Genomic DNA, 18,129 nt, shown 5'->3' with positions numbered 1-18,129 from the left:
GGTATAGCTGGATGAAGTTAAGGGAGCTGGGTCAAAAGTTAAATTTTGATGCAGCTCCTTTATTTATTCCGTATAAACGTGTTTCATAAGTCAAAACTCTCCGTCTAACTTCGAATTACTCATAGCAAAGTACTCGCTATGTTCGTAATTTCGAGTTAATACTCAAATTTTCCCGACTTATGGCACACTCCCCTGATTTTATTCCAACCAAATGCATTTCATAAGTTTCTTGACAAAAAAGAGTTACAATTTCATAATAGTTAACTAGTTAACCATTATTATTTAATTTTTTCAAAAAATACCAGTTTTAGCTATTAAGGAGAAAATTCAGATGAATATCGACTTGTTATTCAATCAAATTATCCTGATGTTTGGTTTAATGTTAGTTGGTGTTTTAACTAATAAGTTGAAATTCCTTCATGAACAAACTGCCAATGATCTAACCAATATTTTGCTTTACATTGTATCTCCATGCCTAATTATCAAATCTTTTGAAACTCCTTACTCTGCCAGCCGCGTACATATCTTTTTAATGATTGCACTTGGAACATTCATTTTGTATTTAGTTCAAATTTTTTTGTCCAGTCTCATATTCAAACACGTTAAAGATCGCAATATGCGTCGAATATCAAAATTTAGTAGCGTATATTCCAATGCTGGTTTTATAGGTATTCCACTTGTTAGCTCCTTATTTGGTTCTAGCGGTGTCTTCTACGCTGTGGTTCCTTTGATTTTCTTCAATCTTTTTAATTGGACACATGGCATATCAATGTTTGTCACATCAAAAACCGAACATAGTATTAGCCAAAAATTTCGTAAAGTTCTGTCTAATCCCAATATTATTGCCATTATTTTGGGTCTGAATATTTTTTATTTCTCAATTGAATTACCTGCACTACTTAATCAAATTATTAAGTATATTAGTTCAATTAATACCCCAGTTTCGATGTTTGTAATCGGAAATAGTTTGGCCAATATTAGCCTTAAAAAATGCAAATTAACCCGCCCAATCATTATCTCACTAATTCTTCGTAATATATTCTATCCGTTACTAACGCTTATTATTATGCCTTTGCTTGGGATAAGTGGTCTTGCGTTATCAACAATAATTCTAATGATGGCCTGTCCAGTTGGCGGAATAGTTGTGTTATTTACGCTTCAAATTCACGATAACGTTAGCCCTGCAATTACATTGATGGGGATTTCAACTCTCTTGAGTCTTATCACTATTCCGTTCATTTTTTTTATTAGTAACTTATTTATTTAGCTTGACAAACACATCAAACGGGAAGGAGGATACCTACTTTGGTTCAAATTAATGAAAAAGATCTTGCGCACTCACTCAACCAAGTTTCGCGAAAAATTACTAATTTATTAAATGATCATCTCAAAGAATACGGAATTTATGCTTCACAATATCAATTATTGGTAAATATTAATCGTTACAACAATAGTACATCTAAAGAATTAGCAGCCAAACTCAACGTTAATCCAGCTGCAACTAGTCGTACTTTAAAAAGTATTGAACAACAAGGACTCATCACACGTAAACAAACATCAGATCGCAGAGCTTATCAAATAGCAATAACTAACAAAGGGCATGATCTTCTTTTAAAATTATCTGAGCGCGATACTGCTATATTTCAGAAGTTCTTTGCTCCTTTAACTCCTAACGAGAGGACAGCGTTATTAGAAATACTTACTAAGCTATTTTGATGTAATTAATAGTTACGACCTTTAATTTGTTCTCACACGTTCTTTTCCTTCCGCACACATTTCAAGTAATGGGCAAGTTTCACATTTAGGTGAACGAGCCATGCATTGGTATCGTCCCCAATATATCATCCTAAAATGTGCAACAATCCAAACAGATTCCGGGAGTTTTTTCATCAAGGTCCGCTCAATTTTTAGCACATCAGCGTCTTGTGCAACCATTCTCAGACGCTTAGATACTCTGGTAACATGGGTATCAACAGCAATTGCAGGTATCCCAAAACATTCAGCCAGAACAACGTCCGCAGTTTTTCTCCCAACACCCGGCAACGACATTAATTCCTTGCGCGATTGTGGCACAACTCCAGCGAAATCCGCAACAATTTTTTGCGCACATGCAACCAAGTACTTTGCTTTATTACGATATAGTCCGATTGTTCTAATCATTGCCATCACAACAGTGACATCAGCTTCTGCCAATTCATGCGGTGTCCTATATGTTTCAAAAAGCTTAGGCGTTAACATATTCACGGCTTTATCAGTTGTTTGCGCACTCATGATAACAGCTAATAAAAAATGAAAATCTGTATCCGCAACCAGCGAAGAATGTGCATCAGGAAATGATTCACCCATTATTTCAATTGCCTGCAAACATTCTTCATTAGATAACATTAACTTACTCCTTTTTGTTATTATTTGACCAATGATATAAAGGAATACTTGGTCTGTCTGGATCACTTTTCGTTCTGCCCTGACTCGCCGAGCTATCCTGGGTTTTCATCCTTTTTCTTTGTTGTTCTCGTTGTACATCCTGTGCAGATCGAATATTTTGTCTTTCCCAACTTAACAAAATTCGGTCAATATACTTCAGACTGTATGCCTGATTCAGCACCGCTTCTCTCAATGCCAACAGAATCAATTCAGGTAAATAATTGTCCTTGTGCAGCCATAGATTAACCGTTTCAATCTCAATGGGTGATAACGGCCTACCAAACTCAACTTCAATGCTTTGAAAAACCTTTTCTTGAGTGGACTTAAAATCTTTGTTCACCAGAGACTTTTGTTTTTGTTGTTCCAACATTATTAGTTTTTCGAACAATTTTTTAAATTGATAGATATCATGCTTAATCCCACTTTCATCTTGAATACTAGTTATTTCCATAATGTTCTTTTGGATCAAGCTATGCATTGCTTGATAAACTTCAGCTTCACTTTTTCCCATCCGCTTGGAGATGAGCTCTACTCCTGGGAAAGAATTACCTGCTTGAGTTGCACTCATTATCTGAAATACCAATATTATTTCGGTCTCATTCAAACCAAGCAGCGGATAATTATAAAGAATAAGATTAGAAATAGTTGTCTGTCCTGCTTTAAGATATTCTTCAAATGCTTTATCCATTCATACTCCCCATCCCCACTCTTCATTTTTAAATAAAAAGCCGTCAAGATAATATACATTACCCTAACTGCTTTTAGCTTACTTACTTATGGATAGATTCTGTTCAATAAACGTGGAAATGGAATTGCCTCACGAATATGTTCCTCACCAGTAAGCCATGTAATTGCACGCTCAAGTCCCAAACCAAAACCAGAATGAGGCACACTACCATAGCGACGTAAGTCTAAGTACCATTGGTAATCATCTTTATTTAATCCAGCTTTTTCAATTTGTGTCTCTAAGAACGCTGGATCAGTCGCTCTTTCAGAACCGCCGATAATTTCACCATAGCCCTCAGGTGCCAGTAAGTCAGCACATATCACAACATCTGCGCGTGTCGGATGTGGCTTCATGTAAAAAGGCTTAATTGCTTTAGGATAATTCACAACAAAAACCGGCTTGCTAAAGTGTTCAGCCAAATATGTTTCTTCTGGAGAACCGAAATCCACGCCCCATTCTATGTCAGAGAATTCACCCGATTTTTGCAACATTTCAATCGCTTCATCGTAAGAAATTCTTGGGTATGGGAGTTCAGTATACTTTTTCAAAACAGCAACATCACGTTCCAAAATTCCAAGCTCGTAGGTACAATTATCGATTATGCTTTGAACTAAGAATGCAATGTAACGTTCCTGAATTTCTAGGCTTTCTTCTTGATGCATAAAAGCCATTTCTGGCTCGATCATCCAGAATTCAATTAAATGCCGTCTTGTTTTAGATTTTTCGGCTCTAAATGTCGGACCAAATGAAAATACCTTGCCATAAGCCATGGCACCAGCTTCTTCATAAAGCTGTCCCGACTGAGAAAGATAGGCATCTTTATCGAAATACTTGGTGTGAAAGAGTTCCGTTGTTCCTTCTGGAGCAGAACCCGTCAAGATTGGTGCATCAATCTTGATGAAACCTTCTTTGTTGAAAAACTCATAGGTTGCCCTAATTACCTCGTTGCGAATTTTCATTACTGCAAATTGGCGTTTGGAACGCAACCATAAATGACGATGATCCATTAAAAAGTCGACACCATGTTCCTTAGGCGAGATTGGATAGTTCTCACTTGCCCCAACTTTTTCAATTCCTGATAATTCTATTTCATACCCAAATGGTGAACGCTGATCCTCATGGATAGTCCCTGTCACGTAGAGACTTTCTTCTTGCTTGACTTCTTTAGCAAGAGCAAAAACTTCTTCGCTAACATTATTTTTAACTACCACTCCTTGGAAAAATGCTGTTCCATCACGTAATTGCAAAAAAGCAATTTTTCCGCTTGATCGCTTATTTGTAAGCCAAACTCCAATCTTCACTTCTTCACTAATGTGATTTTTTGCGTCAATAATACTAATTGTCTTCAACAAAAGAATCCTCCTACATACGTTTTTCAATAAATGCTTTTATTCTCTTAACAGCCTCTTCTAAACTCTCTAAATCAGTAGCATAACTCATTCTTATATGGTCAGACATACCAAATGCACTTCCAACAACGACTGCCACATGGGCCTCAGATAACAATGCTGCCACAAATTCAGCAGTAGAGGCAAAACCTGTCAATTTTACAGTTTCCTTAACATTAGGAAACAGGTAAAATGCGCCTTGCGGCTTATTTTCCAAAGTAACTCCGGGTAATGCAGTTAATTCAGGATAAATTTTATTCAGTCTTTCTTCAAAAGCATTCCGCATATCTTCAACTACTTCCTGCGGACCCGTTAATGCCTCAAGCGCAGCATATTGACTGACTGCAGCAAGATTACTTGTCGCATGTCCAATCAATGCGCCCATTTTCTTAATTACTTCAGCCGGAGCAATTGTATAACCAATTCTCCAACCTGTCATTGAGTAAGCCTTGGACAAACCGCTAACCAAAATCGTCTGCTTTCTAATCTCATCACTAAGCTCAATCAGAGATACAAAATGCGCCCCATTATATACCAACTTACCATACATATCATCAGTAATAATCACAATATCATGTGCAACAGCCCAATTGCCAATTGCTTCAAGTTCATCCCGTGTATAAATCAACCCTGATGGATTCTGAGGTGAGTTGATAATCACAATACGTGATCTGTCTGTTCTTGCATTCTCAAGTTCTTCCACAGTTACCTTTAAACCATTTTCTGGTGTAACAAATACAGGTACCCCACCTGCTAATTTCACTTGTTCACCATAGCTCACCCAATATGGTAGAGGTATTAAGACTTCATCACCTTCGTCCAACAACGTTTGAGCCAAAACATATAAAGAAAACTTGCCGCCCACTGTTACAGCAACTTGATTTGGCTCATAATTAACTCCAAAATCAGTCGCAGTCCTTATACAGATTGCTTTTTTTAGCTCATTGATTCCTGTAGCGGAAGTATAAAAATCAGATTTGCCTTCCTTAATTGCCCTAATTGCAGCTGCCTTGATATTCTTTGGTGTATTAAAATCAGGTTCACCAACGCCAAGATTAATAACATCAATTCCCTCAGATTTCATTTGTTTTGCTTTAGCTGATAATTCAAGTGTTGCTGATGGTTGGATTTGCATTACTCTTTTTGAAATTCTCATAAACTATGCCTTCAATCTACTAAATATTTTGAATAGACTTTACCGTGTTGCCATCTTTGTATGCATACAGAATATAGCAAAGGTTGTCCGACTTATTAAGATATGTTACTTCCCAAACAGGTTCATTAGACCAAAGTCCCAAAGCTGTCTTTAAGATTTTCTTAGGTTTTTCTTTTTTTGCCAATGAGACAGCATCTTCTTCAGTAATACCCTTTTTTTGCTGCAATATTTTTGTAGCTCCACCCTTTTTCGCAATAATAACATAAATCTTCTGCTTCTTAGAGTTGGTACCCGCTACAGTGAAGTAAGTCTTTTCTCTGTTGAATAAATAAAAATCTGTTTCTGTTTTCAAAGCAGCATGCTTGCGTGCAAAATTAACTGCATTCTTTTCAGCGGTTTCCTTCGGTGACTGTGCTTGCCACCAAATGATGAATACACCAAAAAGTAAAACCACTATGACAGCAACTGCAAAGAGTTTTTTTGTGCCGCTACGATAATCTTTTGCCCTCTTCATAAGAACCTCGCATATCATTTAATTAAATATATTGTTACCGACGTCCTTATTATTATAACAATAATAAACTTCTTTTTGAAGATAACGTCTCTAATTTTCCCAAAAATCAAACAAATAATTCTGAATTTCGGTTGACTCGATAATTCTTACTGGCATCTCATGTGGAAAAACTTCTCGTAATTTAACACCATATGTTCTCGAGACCACCCGGCTATCCAAAACAATTACGACCCCCTTGTCTTCCTTTGTTCTAATCAATCGACCAAGTCCCTGTTTCAAACGAAACATTGCTTCTGGCAACGCAATTGTCTTAAACGAATCTTGCCCTTGGCTTTGTGCCAAGCGATACTTCGCACGATTGACCAAAGTATCTGGTGGCTGAAATGGCAGCCGTGTGATAACCAAAAGCTCCAACCGATCCTTAGGCAGATCAATGCCTTCCCAAAAAGTTCCTGATCCAAGTAAAACAGCATTGTCACCCAATTCAAACATCTTAATTATTTTTTCATTACTACCTGTAATTCCTTGAGCGATAATCAGTCTCTCGTCAGAAACCTCAGCTTGCCGTAAATAATCATAGATTTTAGAAATCATCTCAAGCGAATTGAATAAGATCATTGTCTGCTTATTATTATTGCTTAGAATATCCTCTATGACCCTGCCTAAATAGGCTACATAACCTTCAGTATCAGCGACGATATCAGGTGCATCAGCAATTAATAGTCCTAATGCTTGGTTTCGATAGTCAAAACTACCATTGAGTTTTAATACCTTCGTTTCCTTAGCCAAGTCAAGTTGATTTTTCATGTAATCTGAACCCTCCGGTAAAACTAGCGCGGCTCCGACAAAAAGTGTGTGTTCAAACTTCGAGTAAATAAAAGGCGAAAGATAATTATTTGTCTTAAAAAGTCCGAAACTAAGCCGTAAATGACCATTGATTTGCTTCGTTGGAATTTGGAGACTAATGACAGTTTCTTCAGCAATCTGATCAAGTTCATCGAGCTCGAATCGATGCCAGTTTTCCAATACCTTCAAAAGCTCAAGACCACCGTCAATAAAATCCAGTATAAATGTTCGCGTATTTCCATCCAATCTTTCTTGACTTTTAAATTCAATAAATTTTGTTTTCAACCGCAAGAGCTGTATCTGGAATTCTGCTTTAGCCTTAGCGATTTTTTGATAATCTACAAGATGTTCCTTTACAAAACCTTGAAATTTACTTGTCTTCACAGCAACTTCATTGAAAGCTGCTTCCTTATTTTCTTTTTCTTCTTTTCGCAGGAATCTTTGCTTGAGCAATTCCCGCAGTATAGGTACTCTCTTATCAATTACTCTAATTTGTGCTGCAATTTTTTTTGCTTCTGACGATGACAGAAAATATTGCTGTTCTAATTCTTTAAACGAAAAAGATCTTTGCGAGCCAATTTTAACTAAAAGTGTATCAGAAATAATTTTAATCAAATCAAAATCAATAACTGCTCGATTGCTCTTCAATGCAATGCTTCCAAAATGCTGTGCCTCATCAATAATCAATGATTTTTTTTTAAAGCCCCCGAGCCCCTCAGCATGATTCAACAGATAAGAATGATTTGTAATTATCAAATCAGCTGTCGCTTGTCTTAACTGCTGCTGCAACACAAAATCGTGTGTATAATAACTGCTGCTGCTCTCAATACTTAACGGTCCTTTATGCCTGATGTCATCGAAAAGCGGATCCTGCATTTTTGTCAGATGAAGTTCACTCAAATCACCAGTCTTAGTCATTGTTAACCAAACAACTATTCGAAGTTGCAATAGCCGTGATGGTTTACTCTGCGGTTTGCTAAGAGACGAAACAAATTTCTGCAAGTCTATGTAATTATGGCTCCCCTTTAAAACAGCTACCGTAAAATTAAAGGGCATTATTTGTCTAAGAAGCGGAACTGTCTGCTCTAATAACTGCATTTGTAAAGTCGTGGTGGCTGTTGACACGACACTTGGATGTCCCTTGACAGCAGCATATAATGCAGGTATTAAATATCCTAGTGTCTTACCTAACCCAGTTGGCGCCTCAATCATCAGCTGCTTTTCTTCTTGCTGTATTAATAAATGATATGCTTCATCCATCATTTCTGATTGTGTTGGACGCCACTCTAAGAATTTACCAAATAACTTTTCTTTTTGTTCGCGCGTCTGTGGATAATCATGCTCCCTTGTCTTCTCAATCGTCAGCACTTCCGCTCTCAATACTAGTTCACCAACAGCTTCAAGATAATTTGGTAGACGTTCTGTCCTTGACCGCTGCTTTTTAAGAGTATCAGCAAAACAATCTCCTGTTTGGAAAAGAAGGTTTTCACGAAAACGATTGATTATTTTCAAAACCTGAACTGGTAGATTGTTAACCGCCCTTAACAGCAACAAGAAAAGCTTTGCTGTAACAAACGCATCACTGTCAGCATGATGTGGATGTTCATGTCTGATAGCAAAATACTCGCCAAGATATGTCAGGCGATAGCTTGGTAATGTTGGTAAAATAATTTGACTTAGCTGCACAGTATCGATTCCTTGAATACTCAGTTCTGGGTAGCCACAGCGTAAAAATTCTTCATTCAAAAAACGATAATCAAAATTAATGTTATGAGCAACAAATACCGTATCTTGCAACAAAGAATAAATTGTTCCTACTATGTCTTCAAAAAAAGGAGCTTTTCTGACATTTTTATCACTAATACCTGTTAGTTTTTGAACTTCAATAGGAATTGGTATTCCTGGATTAATCATTGTATTAAATGTGTTAACTATCTTTTGATTATTTATAAAAACACAACTGAATTGCAGCATCCGATTACTGCCATCCATACTCGTGCCTGTTGTCTCAATATCAACAACTGCATATGTGGTTGTCGAGCGCATTATAGTCCACCGACTTTCTAGCTTAATCTATTCGCAATTTTAGCACAAAAACAGATTTTTTACGTACTTTAGAGAAATTTATCTTGCAAAATACTTCAATAGTAATTAAAATTTTCCTTAATTGTGCTTTTAATTACAGATATTTGTTATATTAATGATAAATATGTATAATCTATTTGCTTATACAACTTTTGTACTTACTGCGTTACAGATAATCTATCGCAAGAAAGGAAGCGGCATTTTGACTATGTTTCATGCCCATTTTAGTGAAGGCGTAAGCCACGCTAAAATAATTCTAATTGGTGAACACTCCGTTGTTTACGGAAAACCAGCAATTGCATTACCATTGTCTGAGGTTAAAACAACTGTCACAATAGAGCAGACCTATAATCTGCCTTCTTCAATAAAAAGCCGGTATTTTGATGGACCCTTGGCATCAATGCCTAAAGCAATGAAAGGATTGAAGCACCTAATATTATTGATTTTAAGAAAAAACAATAAACAGGATCTTTCATTTGTAATGACAATAAAAAGTGATTTACCTGCTGAACGCGGTATGGGTTCTTCTGCCGCAACAGCAATTGCAGTTACCAGAGCATTATATAATTTTCTTGAATTAGAACTTACACATGCAGACTTGTTGGCTCTTGCCAATGTTTCTGAAATTGATATGCATGGTAATCCAAGCGGCTTAGATGCCGCTACATCAGCCAGCAACCAACCTGTCTGGATGATTAAAAAAAAGGAATTAAAAAAGATTCCGATTCATCTTGATGGCTGTCTATTAATTTGTGATAGCGGCATTAAAGGTAGAACTGGCGAAGCTATTGCCGGTGTTCGCAGACTGCTGCAAAAGAGGCCTTTTGAAACAACTGCTTTGTTGAACAAACTTGAAAAACTCACATATGCTGCAAAAAAACAGCTCAATAATAATGATATTGCTGGACTTGGAGATACTTTTAATCATGCACAAGAGCAACTCAGAAAGCTTGGTGTTAGTAACGAGAAACTAGATAGGTTAATCAACCTCAGTAACCAACTTGGTTCACTTGGCAGCAAATTAACTGGGGGTGGTCGTGGCGGATGTTTCATTTGCTTGATGCCATCCAAAGAAGCAGCGCGAAAAGCCGAAGTTATTTTAAAACGCAAAGGCGCTGCACAAACCTGGATTCAGCCCCTAGGAATTACCGCAACGGAGGAAGTTAATTAATGAATGCGACAACTTACACAGCTCGTGCACACACTAATATTGCCTTGATTAAGTATTGGGGAAAAAAGAATGAAGAGCTAATTCTGCCAATGAATAGCAGTCTCTCATTAACACTGGATCGATTCTATACCGAAACAAGTGTTACATTTGATGAGCGACTTAAAGAAGATTTGTTTTTGCTTGATAATTCTAAGAAAAATCGTATCAAAGTTAGCAAATTTCTTGATATTGTCCGCCAAAAGGCCGCAATCAGTATTAAGGCAAAAGTTGTTTCACAAAACCATGTACCTTCTACGGCAGGATTAGCATCCTCAGCCTCGGCTTATGCAGCTCTGGCACTGGCCGCGAGCAAAGCAGCAGGCTTGGACTTAAATAAAAAAGAACTCTCACGCTTAGCAAGACGAGGTTCTGGTTCAGCTTGCAGATCCATTTATGGCGGCTTGGTCGAGTGGCAAGAAGGAAATGATGACCAAACTTCATTTGCGTATCCAATCAAAATACCCACTGATTTCGAGGTTACAATGGTGGCTCTTGTAATCAGCACAGACTACAAGAAAATTTCTAGCAGAGCTGGAATGAAGCGTGTCGTTGAAACATCACCTTATTATTCAGCTTGGATTCAAAATACTGCTGAGGATCTTAATAATATCAAACAGGCCATATTAGAAAGAGACTTCGAAACTTTTGGAGAGATTTCTGAAGAGAATGCAATGAAGATGCATGCCCTGAATATGAGCGCTCATCCTCATTTTAGTTATTTTGAACCCGATACAATCAAAGCCATGCAAATTGTGGAAAAGTTGCGTTCACAAGGTATATCCTGTTATTATACTCTAGATGCTGGACCAAATTTAAAAGTCATCTGTCTGAAAAAAGATGTTCAAGTAATTACAGACTTTCTTTCGGATAGTTTTGGTCAAGAAAAGGTATTTGTGGCTGGACCTGGACCTGCCGCACACCTAATTTAACTTATTTGTCGAAGGGACATGATTTTTTGATAACCGTTAAAGCTCCTGGAAAGCTTTATATTGCAGGTGAATATGCTGTCGTTGAAACTGGATTCCCTGCTATATTAGTCGCACTTAATCAATTCGTGACTGTCACAGTCGAAGAAAGTGATGACTATGGAACGATCAATTCTCAGCAATACAAAGAGACACCACTGTATTGGAAGCGCGAGGGCGACAATATGATATTTGATAATCGTGATAATCCATTACATTACATTTTATCTGCCATTCGCCTAACAGAATCATATGCTCAATCTTTAAATAAGACTATGAAATGCTATCATTTACGGATTGATAGTGATCTTGACAGCCCTGATGGAAAAAAGTATGGTCTGGGAAGTTCAGCAGCAGTTACTGTAGCGACCGTCAAAGCGCTCTGCCGCTTTTATGATTTGCCAATTGCAAATAACATTCTCTTTAAATTATCTGCCATTGCACACCTTGATATTCAAGGGAACGGATCCTTAGGCGATATTGCTGCCAGTGTATACGGTGGCTGGATTGCATATCGTTCTTTTGACCGTGAATGGCTTAAAAGCGCAAGAAATACTTTTAATTTAAAAAAACTCCTTTCAATTGAGTGGCCGCAGCTGAGTGTTGAATTGTTAACACCACCTACGGACCTAGAACTATTGATTGGTTGGACAGGCTCGCCAGCTTCAACGTCACATTTGGTAGATGCAGTTGGACTAAAGAAAGCTGAAAAACGTTTATCCTACCAAGATTTTTTGAACTCAAGCAAGCAATGTCTGTTAAACATGATTGAAGGCTTTCACAATCATAGTATTGAAGTGATTCAGAAAGAAATTCGTAAAAATCGGGAATTACTGCAGGAACTTGGTCGACTCAGCAACGTTGAGATTGAGACACCTCTTCTTCACCTACTATGCGAAACTGCTGAAAAAGCTAAAGGTGCGGCAAAAACATCTGGTGCTGGCGGCGGTGATTGCGGAATTGTTGTAATAAATAAAAAATATGAAACACAGTTATTAACTGATAGCTGGAAAAAAATCGGCATTAATCCGCTAAAACTTCATGTTCACCAAATCAGTGACTAGTTTCTAAAAGGAGGAGTATTTTGGATCAAAGACACGCACATCGTAAAGACGAACATGTCTTTATTGCAGAAAAGCAGTTCAGCACTCAAAGTAATAATGGGCTTGATCAGATTCGGATACTCCCCAACAACTTGCCGGAAATAGCAGTAGAAGAGGTCGATTATTCTACTAGCATTGCTGGTAAGTTGTCCGCTGTGCCCTTTTTTATTAATGCGATGTCAGGTGGAAGCCCCTCAACAAGGAAGTTAAATAAAAAATTAGCTTTAGCAGCGAATGAAACAGGAATTGCAATGGCAACAGGATCCCAAAGTATTGCGGTTAAGTTTCCAGATGCAAGCACTAGTTTTCAAGTTGTCAGAGAATCAATGCCTAATGGATTTGTAATAGGCAATTTGGGTGCAGGAAATAATTTGCACGCTGCAAAAGAGGCAATTAAGATGATTTCTGCTGACGCATTGGAAATACATCTCAATGCTGTCCAAGAAATCATTATGCCTGAAGGTGAACGTAGTTTTTATTGGCAGGATCAGATTGCTGAAATTGCAGCTGAACTTGAAATACCTGTAATCGTAAAGGAAGTCGGTTTTGGAATTTCCCCTGCTACCTTAGAAGAATTAAAAAAGATAAATATCAAATATGTGGACCTTTCTGGTCGTGGTGGTACAAATTTTGCACGAATTGAAAATCAGCGGCTGCATAGCGAGAATTTTAATTGTCTAGACGATTTTGGAATGAATATCGCTGAATGCTTAATTGCAAGCCGACCATTTGAAAATGATTTTTCTTTTACAGCTTCTGGTGGTATTCGGGATGCTCTAGACATTGTCAAATGTCTTTGCCTTGGTGCAGATAATGTTGGAATCTCTGGATTATTTCTGCACACTCTACTAAAAGAGGATATTGCTGGTTTAATCAAGCAAATTGAAAGTCTAAAACACCAGGTCAAAGCTATTATGACTATTTTAGGCTGTCATAATGTCGATGAACTTCGTAAAGTTTCATTAATACTTTCTGATAGACTGCTAAACTTTAAAAATCAATTAATATAAATATAGAGAGTGTGACATAAGTCTGGAAAATTTGAGTACCAACTCGAATTATAAGTAATTCGAAGTTAGACAACGGATTTTGACTTATGAAACACATTTATTCGTAATAATATAGGGTCTGGTTCAAAATTTAACTTTTGAACCAGACCCTATATTATTGTATGTCTTCATCAAATTGTGAAGCGTAAACCCTTTGGAAAAAAGTTCTTCAAAGTCCCATTAACAGACTTAGCAAAACCAAATACTTTTCCGTTGCAACGTAGAGCATACCAGCCATTTGGAGGCAATTTGCCTACCAATGTGATTATATTTCCGGATACATAGTTCTCCCATTCAGCAATTGTCACATCAATAATTTGTTGTACATTTGTGCTTTTAATTGCCAAGGCAAGTCCATATGCTGGTTCAAATCTTTTTTTCTTAAAAATTCCAACCTGAAAACCGGGTTTGATAAATTTCAAATCTTGAATATTGGGCCAGTTACTTGGATAGTAGAAAAGCTGATCTCCCCAACATCTAAGATCATCAAGAATAAAGAGTTGCTGCCTGAAGACTTTGCTTTCAAAATCTTTCCACAACTTTTCTTCTTCCTTACTAAGATTTCTGAATACTGAATTTGTTTTTTTCTTTTTCTTTTTTTCCTTGATATTACTGCAAACATTAGTTGTTTCTCTTTTGTCTTGAAGCTTGGCTATAAAATGCCCCTCGCCTCTAAAATGATGCGGGAATAGCCTGACTGCCTTTTCCACCTCTTTATTATTGCCAGCAAGCCTTGAGAATCCCGAATCCATTCCTTCGTACTTCTGCACAGGAACTAATGCTAACTCATAATTTTCCACGAGCCATTCGATAATCTGTTCATCTTCTTCAGGCGCAAAAGTGCAGGTTGAGTAAATTAGCTGACCTCCTGGCTTCAACATCTTCATTGCTTCAGTCAAAATCTCTTTTTGTCTAACGGCACATTCTGCTGGATAATCTTTATGCCAATATTTAATTGCAGCGGGATCTTTTCTAAACATTCCTTCACCTGAACATGGTGCATCAACAAAAATCTTATCAAAATAATTCGTTATTTTTCGTGCCATTCCTTGCGGACTCTCATTTAGAATCACAACATTTGTCGGCCCAACACGCTCAATATTTTCAGCAAGGATGCCTGCCCTCTTTCGATTAATCTCATTTGAAACAAGCAAACCCTTACCAGCTAATTTTGCTGCAATCTGAGTTGATTTACCACCTGGTGCTGCACATAAATCCAAAATAATCTCACCTGGTTTAACATTCCCGACCTCTGCAACATACATAGCACTCGGCTCTTGGCTATAAACATATCCTGTCTGATGCTCCAGTGACTTGCCGCTAACACTTCCATAAAACCCGGTTGGTGCATAAGATACTGGATAATCAAGCGGATAACCAATGTTTTCATAATCTTCCTTTAACGGATTGACACGAAATGCTTTAACTGCCTCAGTTTGTAACCCTGCAAAAAAAGAAGGTGCATCATCGCCTAAAAGATTAGTATACTTTTTTTTAAAATCCGCTGGAAACTTCATTAAATCATAACTCCTATTCAGACCTTTTTAATCTTTTTCTTAAAACCAAAATATAGATAATATTTGCTAAAATAACTCCACTTATATTATAAATCAGTAGCGGTATATAATTAGTTAAATCAGTAATAAGCATTCCACCCATTACTCCAAAAATTGTTCCTAGACCTGATAAAAGAGCATAGAACTCCCACTCTTCAAACAATAGCTGCCGAGATTCTTTCCCTTGACCTAAAAGACTGCGCTGACGTTTCCCATTGCTGATTATCCAAATAATTGTTCCAAACACGAATAATATAAACAATGCAGCTAGTATTAACAACTCTTGAAAATGGTCTAATATCCATGAATCTTGATTAATAAAGAAATGTTTCTGAGCCAAATGTTCGACCGCTTTAGCATCTAATACTGATTTCAATACATTTCTATTCAATGCCTTTTTCCCATCAATTATTATCCGGTAGTTATTAGCAGTTAATTGTTTACTCTTTTCAATACTTGGTGCAATAAAAATCTGTTTATCTAATTGTGATGAATACTTATCACCCATCACACCTAATACCGGCACGTACTTATTGCTGATTTTTAAATACTCTTGGTCTTTTGGTTCGTATAGCTTCTTCTCATAATTCTTTCCAACAACCGCTACTTCAACTTCAGAATCGAAAGTTCCAGTCCCAAAAAAGCTACCATTAATCATTGGTGGAACACCAAAAGTTCCAGTCCCAAAAAAATAAGTCAAGTGCTTATTTTTCTTGTCTTGGAAATGAATTTGTACATTTTTGATATTTTTATTTTTTTCAATTGCCTGTGTAACATCCCAAATTGTTTCTTTTTTGCTCAAAGTAACATGGTATGCAGCCGCAGACAAGTTATGATTATCCAATTGAATTATTAAACTTCTTTGCTGAATCTTTACAAAAAGAAATACGCTTGCAAGCGCAAGCACAGCAGTATATAAAAGTAAGAACAGTCTTTTAGTTAACAATTATTTTGTCTCCCAGCCTTTTAATGAATCCCCAAAGCCATCCTGGCATATCTTGTCATCTTGTCAATTGTCCATGCTGGCTCCCATACAAAATCAATATTTACTTGATTGACTTCAGCAATTGGCTGGAGTTCACGCTCAATCATTTCAGCCAAGACATCGGTTAATGGGCAGCCCATTGTTGTAAGCGTCATTTTTATTTCACATGAACCAGCTGCATCGAGGTCTATTTCGTAAATTAAACCCAAGTTTACAATATCAATTCCCAACTCAGGATCAATCACATTTTCTAACTTTTCAATAATTTCATCTTTTACATCTTCAACACTTCTACTAGTCATGCTGGATCCCCCCATTTTAGGTTTAATTAAAATATTCGGAAAACTTTTCCGCCATTTCTATGGTTGTTGCCTGAGAAACCTTATGTCCGCCGCCTTGAGTAGTGGAAAAGCTGACATTTTCTGCGTACGAATGGTCTTTTATCTTATCGTAAAATTCCTTAGTTGGTTTATAAGGAACCATTCGATCCCCAGTTGCATGCCAGAAATGCACTGGTCTTCCAGCAATTTTTTGTGGCTTCGTAGATAAATCGATAATTGATAATTGCTCTAACTCTTTTTCAATATATACCGGGTCAACATCTTGAACTCCTGGAATTTTACCTAACAGAATTCTAGCAAATTCTACAGGGCGAGGTGAACCCATCAAGCATACCGCAGCGGTTATTTCTGAATAGATACTCAAGAGAGCACACGTAGTTATCCCACCCATTGATAAGCCGCTCACACCTATTTTATCATCTTTGATACCAAATTCTTTTTTATAAAAATTAATCAGAGTTGGAAATTCTTTAACCGAATTTGCAATTATTTGCCAGAATTGTAACTGATGATCTTCGGCAGGACCATCAACTTCACGTTCACCATGATACATTGCGTCTGGCAAAACAACACGAAAGCCCTTCTTTGCAATTTCATATCCCTGCGTCAAGACCCGCTCCTTGCAACCAGTCCAACCATGATAGAAAATTACTAGCGGTAGACTATCCTCTTTTCTGTCAGCTAAAACAACCTCCAGAACAGGGATGTTTTTGATGCTTTTTGGTTCAACAATCATCATTGTGCTATCGCCTCCATATAATTATGTACCAATTATACACCGTTAGTTATGTCAAACTCTAGTAAAATTAGTGTTTTTATGGTATCTTAAATTCTACGAGTTTTCATGAATGAGGTGTTAATTTGGAACAAAAATTAATTGCATTAGATTTAGACGGAACAACGCTGAATGCAAATTCACTTATTAGTTCAAAAACTATTAGTGTTCTGCAAAAAGCGAGTAAGGCTGGGCACATTGTCTCAATTGTAACTGGTCGCCCATATCGTATCTCAAAAAACTACTATGACGAGCTGCAAATAAAGACGCCTATGATTAACTTCAATGGTGCACTTGGTCATATTCCTTACAGAAATTGGGGTAAAGAATATCAAGATACTTTTTCACGCGAGATTGCTTTTGATTTATTAAAAAATAAAGAAAACTTGGGAATCAAATTAATCGCGGCTGAAGCAAAAACAATGATGCTTGCAGATAGTGTTAATCCTGTAACTGATGGCTTTTTTCCCACCTCTCTAAGCACACAACAGCTTCTAAACGAAGATAACCTGGCAACTGATCCAGCTTCGATTACACTTTTGATTGAGGAAAATGCCAAAGACAAAATAGTTTCTGAATTAAAGAAAAACTACGGTGATTATATTGAAGTTGGCGTATGGGGTGGAGCAAACCCAATTCTGGAACTAGCTCCTAAAGGAATCACTAAAGAAAAGGGCGTTCGCCTTCTAGCTAGCAACTATCACATTGACCGCAAAAATATTGTTGCATTTGGTGATGAACACAACGATTATGAGATGATTGATTATGCTGGTTGGGGTGTTGTTATGAAGAATGGGACAGATGCGCTTAAGCAAATCAGTAATGATGTGACCGAACTTGATAACACACAAGATGGTTTGGCCAATTATCTTGAGAAATATCTAGGCTTGGCTGAATGACCAATTCAAAATTGGATAGCATCATCAATGGGACCGAGACAAAATTTTATTTTTTGCCCCGATCCCATTTTTTAGCTTTTACAGCTGGTAGACCGCCACTTCTTAA

General features: G+C 37.2%; 17 protein-coding genes. 7 read left to right on the top strand and 10 right to left on the bottom strand.

Annotated features, from left to right (window positions below):
- Nucleotides 1-331 precede the first annotated feature (331 nt).
- Both ABF682_RS06915 and ABF682_RS06910 read left to right on the top strand, forming a co-directional pair.
- Complete coding sequence (locus tag ABF682_RS06915; protein WP_415619369.1) at nt 332-1,267, top strand: AEC family transporter; 936 nt, start codon at nt 332-334, stop codon at nt 1,265-1,267.
- Between the two features lie 38 nt (nt 1,268-1,305).
- Nucleotides 1,306-1,716, top strand: a complete 411-nt coding sequence (locus ABF682_RS06910) for a MarR family winged helix-turn-helix transcriptional regulator (RefSeq protein WP_289978514.1) — start codon at nt 1,306-1,308, stop codon at nt 1,714-1,716.
- A 21-nt stretch (nt 1,717-1,737) separates the two neighbouring features.
- On the opposite strand, the gene nth is transcribed toward ABF682_RS06910, so the two are convergent.
- The 6 genes from nth to ABF682_RS06880 form a co-directional block, all read right to left on the bottom strand.
- Entirely contained in the window at nt 1,738-2,385 is a 648-nt protein-coding gene (nth, locus tag ABF682_RS06905) for an endonuclease III (protein ID WP_289978511.1), read from the bottom strand.
- A 4-nt stretch (nt 2,386-2,389) separates the two neighbouring features.
- Nucleotides 2,390-3,112: a DnaD domain protein gene (locus ABF682_RS06900; RefSeq protein ID WP_415619368.1), complete on the bottom strand. Its 723-nt coding sequence runs from the start codon at nt 3,110-3,112 to the stop codon at nt 2,390-2,392.
- An 86-nt stretch (nt 3,113-3,198) separates the two neighbouring features.
- Nucleotides 3,199-4,500: an asparagine--tRNA ligase gene (gene asnS / locus ABF682_RS06895; RefSeq protein WP_415619367.1), complete on the bottom strand. Its 1,302-nt coding sequence runs from the start codon at nt 4,498-4,500 to the stop codon at nt 3,199-3,201.
- Nucleotides 4,501-4,513: 13 nt separating this feature from the next.
- Nucleotides 4,514-5,695, bottom strand: a complete 1,182-nt coding sequence (locus ABF682_RS06890; protein WP_289978508.1) for a pyridoxal phosphate-dependent aminotransferase — start codon at nt 5,693-5,695, stop codon at nt 4,514-4,516.
- 19 nt (nt 5,696-5,714) lie between these two features.
- Nucleotides 5,715-6,209, bottom strand: a complete 495-nt coding sequence (locus tag ABF682_RS06885; RefSeq protein ID WP_415619366.1) for a DUF5590 domain-containing protein — start codon at nt 6,207-6,209, stop codon at nt 5,715-5,717.
- A 90-nt stretch (nt 6,210-6,299) separates the two neighbouring features.
- Nucleotides 6,300-9,101: a helicase C-terminal domain-containing protein gene (locus tag ABF682_RS06880; RefSeq protein ID WP_415619365.1), complete on the bottom strand. Its 2,802-nt coding sequence runs from the start codon at nt 9,099-9,101 to the stop codon at nt 6,300-6,302.
- Nucleotides 9,102-9,348: 247 nt separating this feature from the next.
- Here ABF682_RS06880 and mvk point away from each other — a divergent pair, with 247 nt between their 5' ends.
- From mvk to fni, 4 genes are read left to right on the top strand one after another with little or no spacing between them, the layout of a single operon-like run.
- A complete protein-coding gene (mvk, locus tag ABF682_RS06875) occupies nt 9,349-10,311 on the top strand; it encodes a mevalonate kinase (RefSeq protein ID WP_415619386.1) in 963 nt (320 codons plus the stop codon).
- Nucleotides 10,311-11,279 carry a diphosphomevalonate decarboxylase gene (gene mvaD / locus ABF682_RS06870; RefSeq protein WP_289978504.1) on the top strand — a complete coding sequence of 323 codons (969 nt, stop codon included), beginning with the start codon at nt 10,311-10,313 and terminating at the stop codon, nt 11,277-11,279. Before mvk ends, mvaD begins: the two co-directional genes overlap by 1 nt.
- A gap of 26 nt (nt 11,280-11,305) precedes the next feature.
- Entirely contained in the window at nt 11,306-12,379 is a 1,074-nt protein-coding gene (locus ABF682_RS06865) for a phosphomevalonate kinase (RefSeq protein WP_415619364.1), read from the top strand.
- A 20-nt stretch (nt 12,380-12,399) separates the two neighbouring features.
- Complete coding sequence (gene fni / locus ABF682_RS06860; RefSeq protein WP_415619363.1) at nt 12,400-13,428, top strand: type 2 isopentenyl-diphosphate Delta-isomerase; 1,029 nt, start codon at nt 12,400-12,402, stop codon at nt 13,426-13,428.
- 170 nt (nt 13,429-13,598) lie between these two features.
- Here fni and ABF682_RS06855 read toward each other — a convergent pair whose 3' ends face one another.
- Genes ABF682_RS06855 through ABF682_RS06840 form a run of 4 tightly spaced genes read right to left on the bottom strand, consistent with a single transcriptional unit; the run spans nt 13,599 to nt 17,088 of the window.
- Nucleotides 13,599-14,984 (bottom strand): RsmB/NOP family class I SAM-dependent RNA methyltransferase, encoded by a 1,386-nt coding sequence (locus ABF682_RS06855; protein WP_415619362.1) that lies wholly within the window; start codon nt 14,982-14,984, stop codon nt 13,599-13,601.
- A 13-nt stretch (nt 14,985-14,997) separates the two neighbouring features.
- Nucleotides 14,998-15,969, bottom strand: a complete 972-nt coding sequence (locus ABF682_RS06850) for a hypothetical protein (RefSeq protein WP_415619361.1) — start codon at nt 15,967-15,969, stop codon at nt 14,998-15,000.
- Nucleotides 15,970-15,989: 20 nt separating this feature from the next.
- Nucleotides 15,990-16,310, bottom strand: coding sequence for a metal-sulfur cluster assembly factor (locus ABF682_RS06845; RefSeq protein ID WP_289978490.1), 321 nt, complete (start codon nt 16,308-16,310; stop codon nt 15,990-15,992).
- 22 nt (nt 16,311-16,332) lie between these two features.
- Entirely contained in the window at nt 16,333-17,088 is a 756-nt protein-coding gene (locus ABF682_RS06840; RefSeq protein ID WP_289978488.1) for an alpha/beta fold hydrolase, read from the bottom strand.
- A 122-nt stretch (nt 17,089-17,210) separates the two neighbouring features.
- Between ABF682_RS06840 and ABF682_RS06835 the strand changes: the two genes are divergently transcribed.
- Nucleotides 17,211-18,023 carry a Cof-type HAD-IIB family hydrolase gene (locus ABF682_RS06835; RefSeq protein ID WP_289978485.1) on the top strand — a complete coding sequence of 271 codons (813 nt, stop codon included), beginning with the start codon at nt 17,211-17,213 and terminating at the stop codon, nt 18,021-18,023.
- Nucleotides 18,024-18,129: the final 106 nt, after the last annotated feature.

The sequence above is a fragment of the Liquorilactobacillus sp. genome (assembly GCF_047719775.1).
In the GTDB taxonomy this organism is placed as follows: domain Bacteria; phylum Bacillota; class Bacilli; order Lactobacillales; family Lactobacillaceae; genus Liquorilactobacillus.
The sequence above is the reverse complement of the archived record's forward strand: the minus strand, read 5'-3'. Positions and strand labels throughout refer to the sequence as shown.

Excerpts from the sequence above, each read along its gene's own strand:
- ABF682_RS06915 (WP_415619369.1), top strand. The coding sequence starts at position 332 with ATGAATATCGACTTGTTATTCAATCAAATTATCCTGATGTTTGGTTTA.
- nth (WP_289978511.1), bottom strand. The coding sequence starts at position 2,385 with ATGTTATCTAATGAAGAATGTTTGCAGGCAATTGAAATAATGGGTGAA.
- ABF682_RS06900 (WP_415619368.1), bottom strand. The coding sequence starts at position 3,112 with ATGGATAAAGCATTTGAAGAATATCTTAAAGCAGGACAGACAACTATT.
- ABF682_RS06890 (WP_289978508.1), bottom strand. The coding sequence starts at position 5,695 with ATGAGAATTTCAAAAAGAGTAATGCAAATCCAACCATCAGCAACACTT.
- ABF682_RS06885 (WP_415619366.1), bottom strand. The coding sequence starts at position 6,209 with ATGAAGAGGGCAAAAGATTATCGTAGCGGCACAAAAAAACTCTTTGCA.
- ABF682_RS06880 (WP_415619365.1), bottom strand. The coding sequence starts at position 9,101 with ATGCGCTCGACAACCACATATGCAGTTGTTGATATTGAGACAACAGGC.
- mvk (WP_415619386.1), top strand. The coding sequence starts at position 9,349 with ATGTTTCATGCCCATTTTAGTGAAGGCGTAAGCCACGCTAAAATAATT.
- mvaD (WP_289978504.1), top strand. The coding sequence starts at position 10,311 with ATGAATGCGACAACTTACACAGCTCGTGCACACACTAATATTGCCTTG.
- ABF682_RS06855 (WP_415619362.1), bottom strand. The coding sequence starts at position 14,984 with ATGAAGTTTCCAGCGGATTTTAAAAAAAAGTATACTAATCTTTTAGGC.
- ABF682_RS06845 (WP_289978490.1), bottom strand. The coding sequence starts at position 16,310 with ATGACTAGTAGAAGTGTTGAAGATGTAAAAGATGAAATTATTGAAAAG.
- ABF682_RS06840 (WP_289978488.1), bottom strand. The coding sequence starts at position 17,088 with ATGATGATTGTTGAACCAAAAAGCATCAAAAACATCCCTGTTCTGGAG.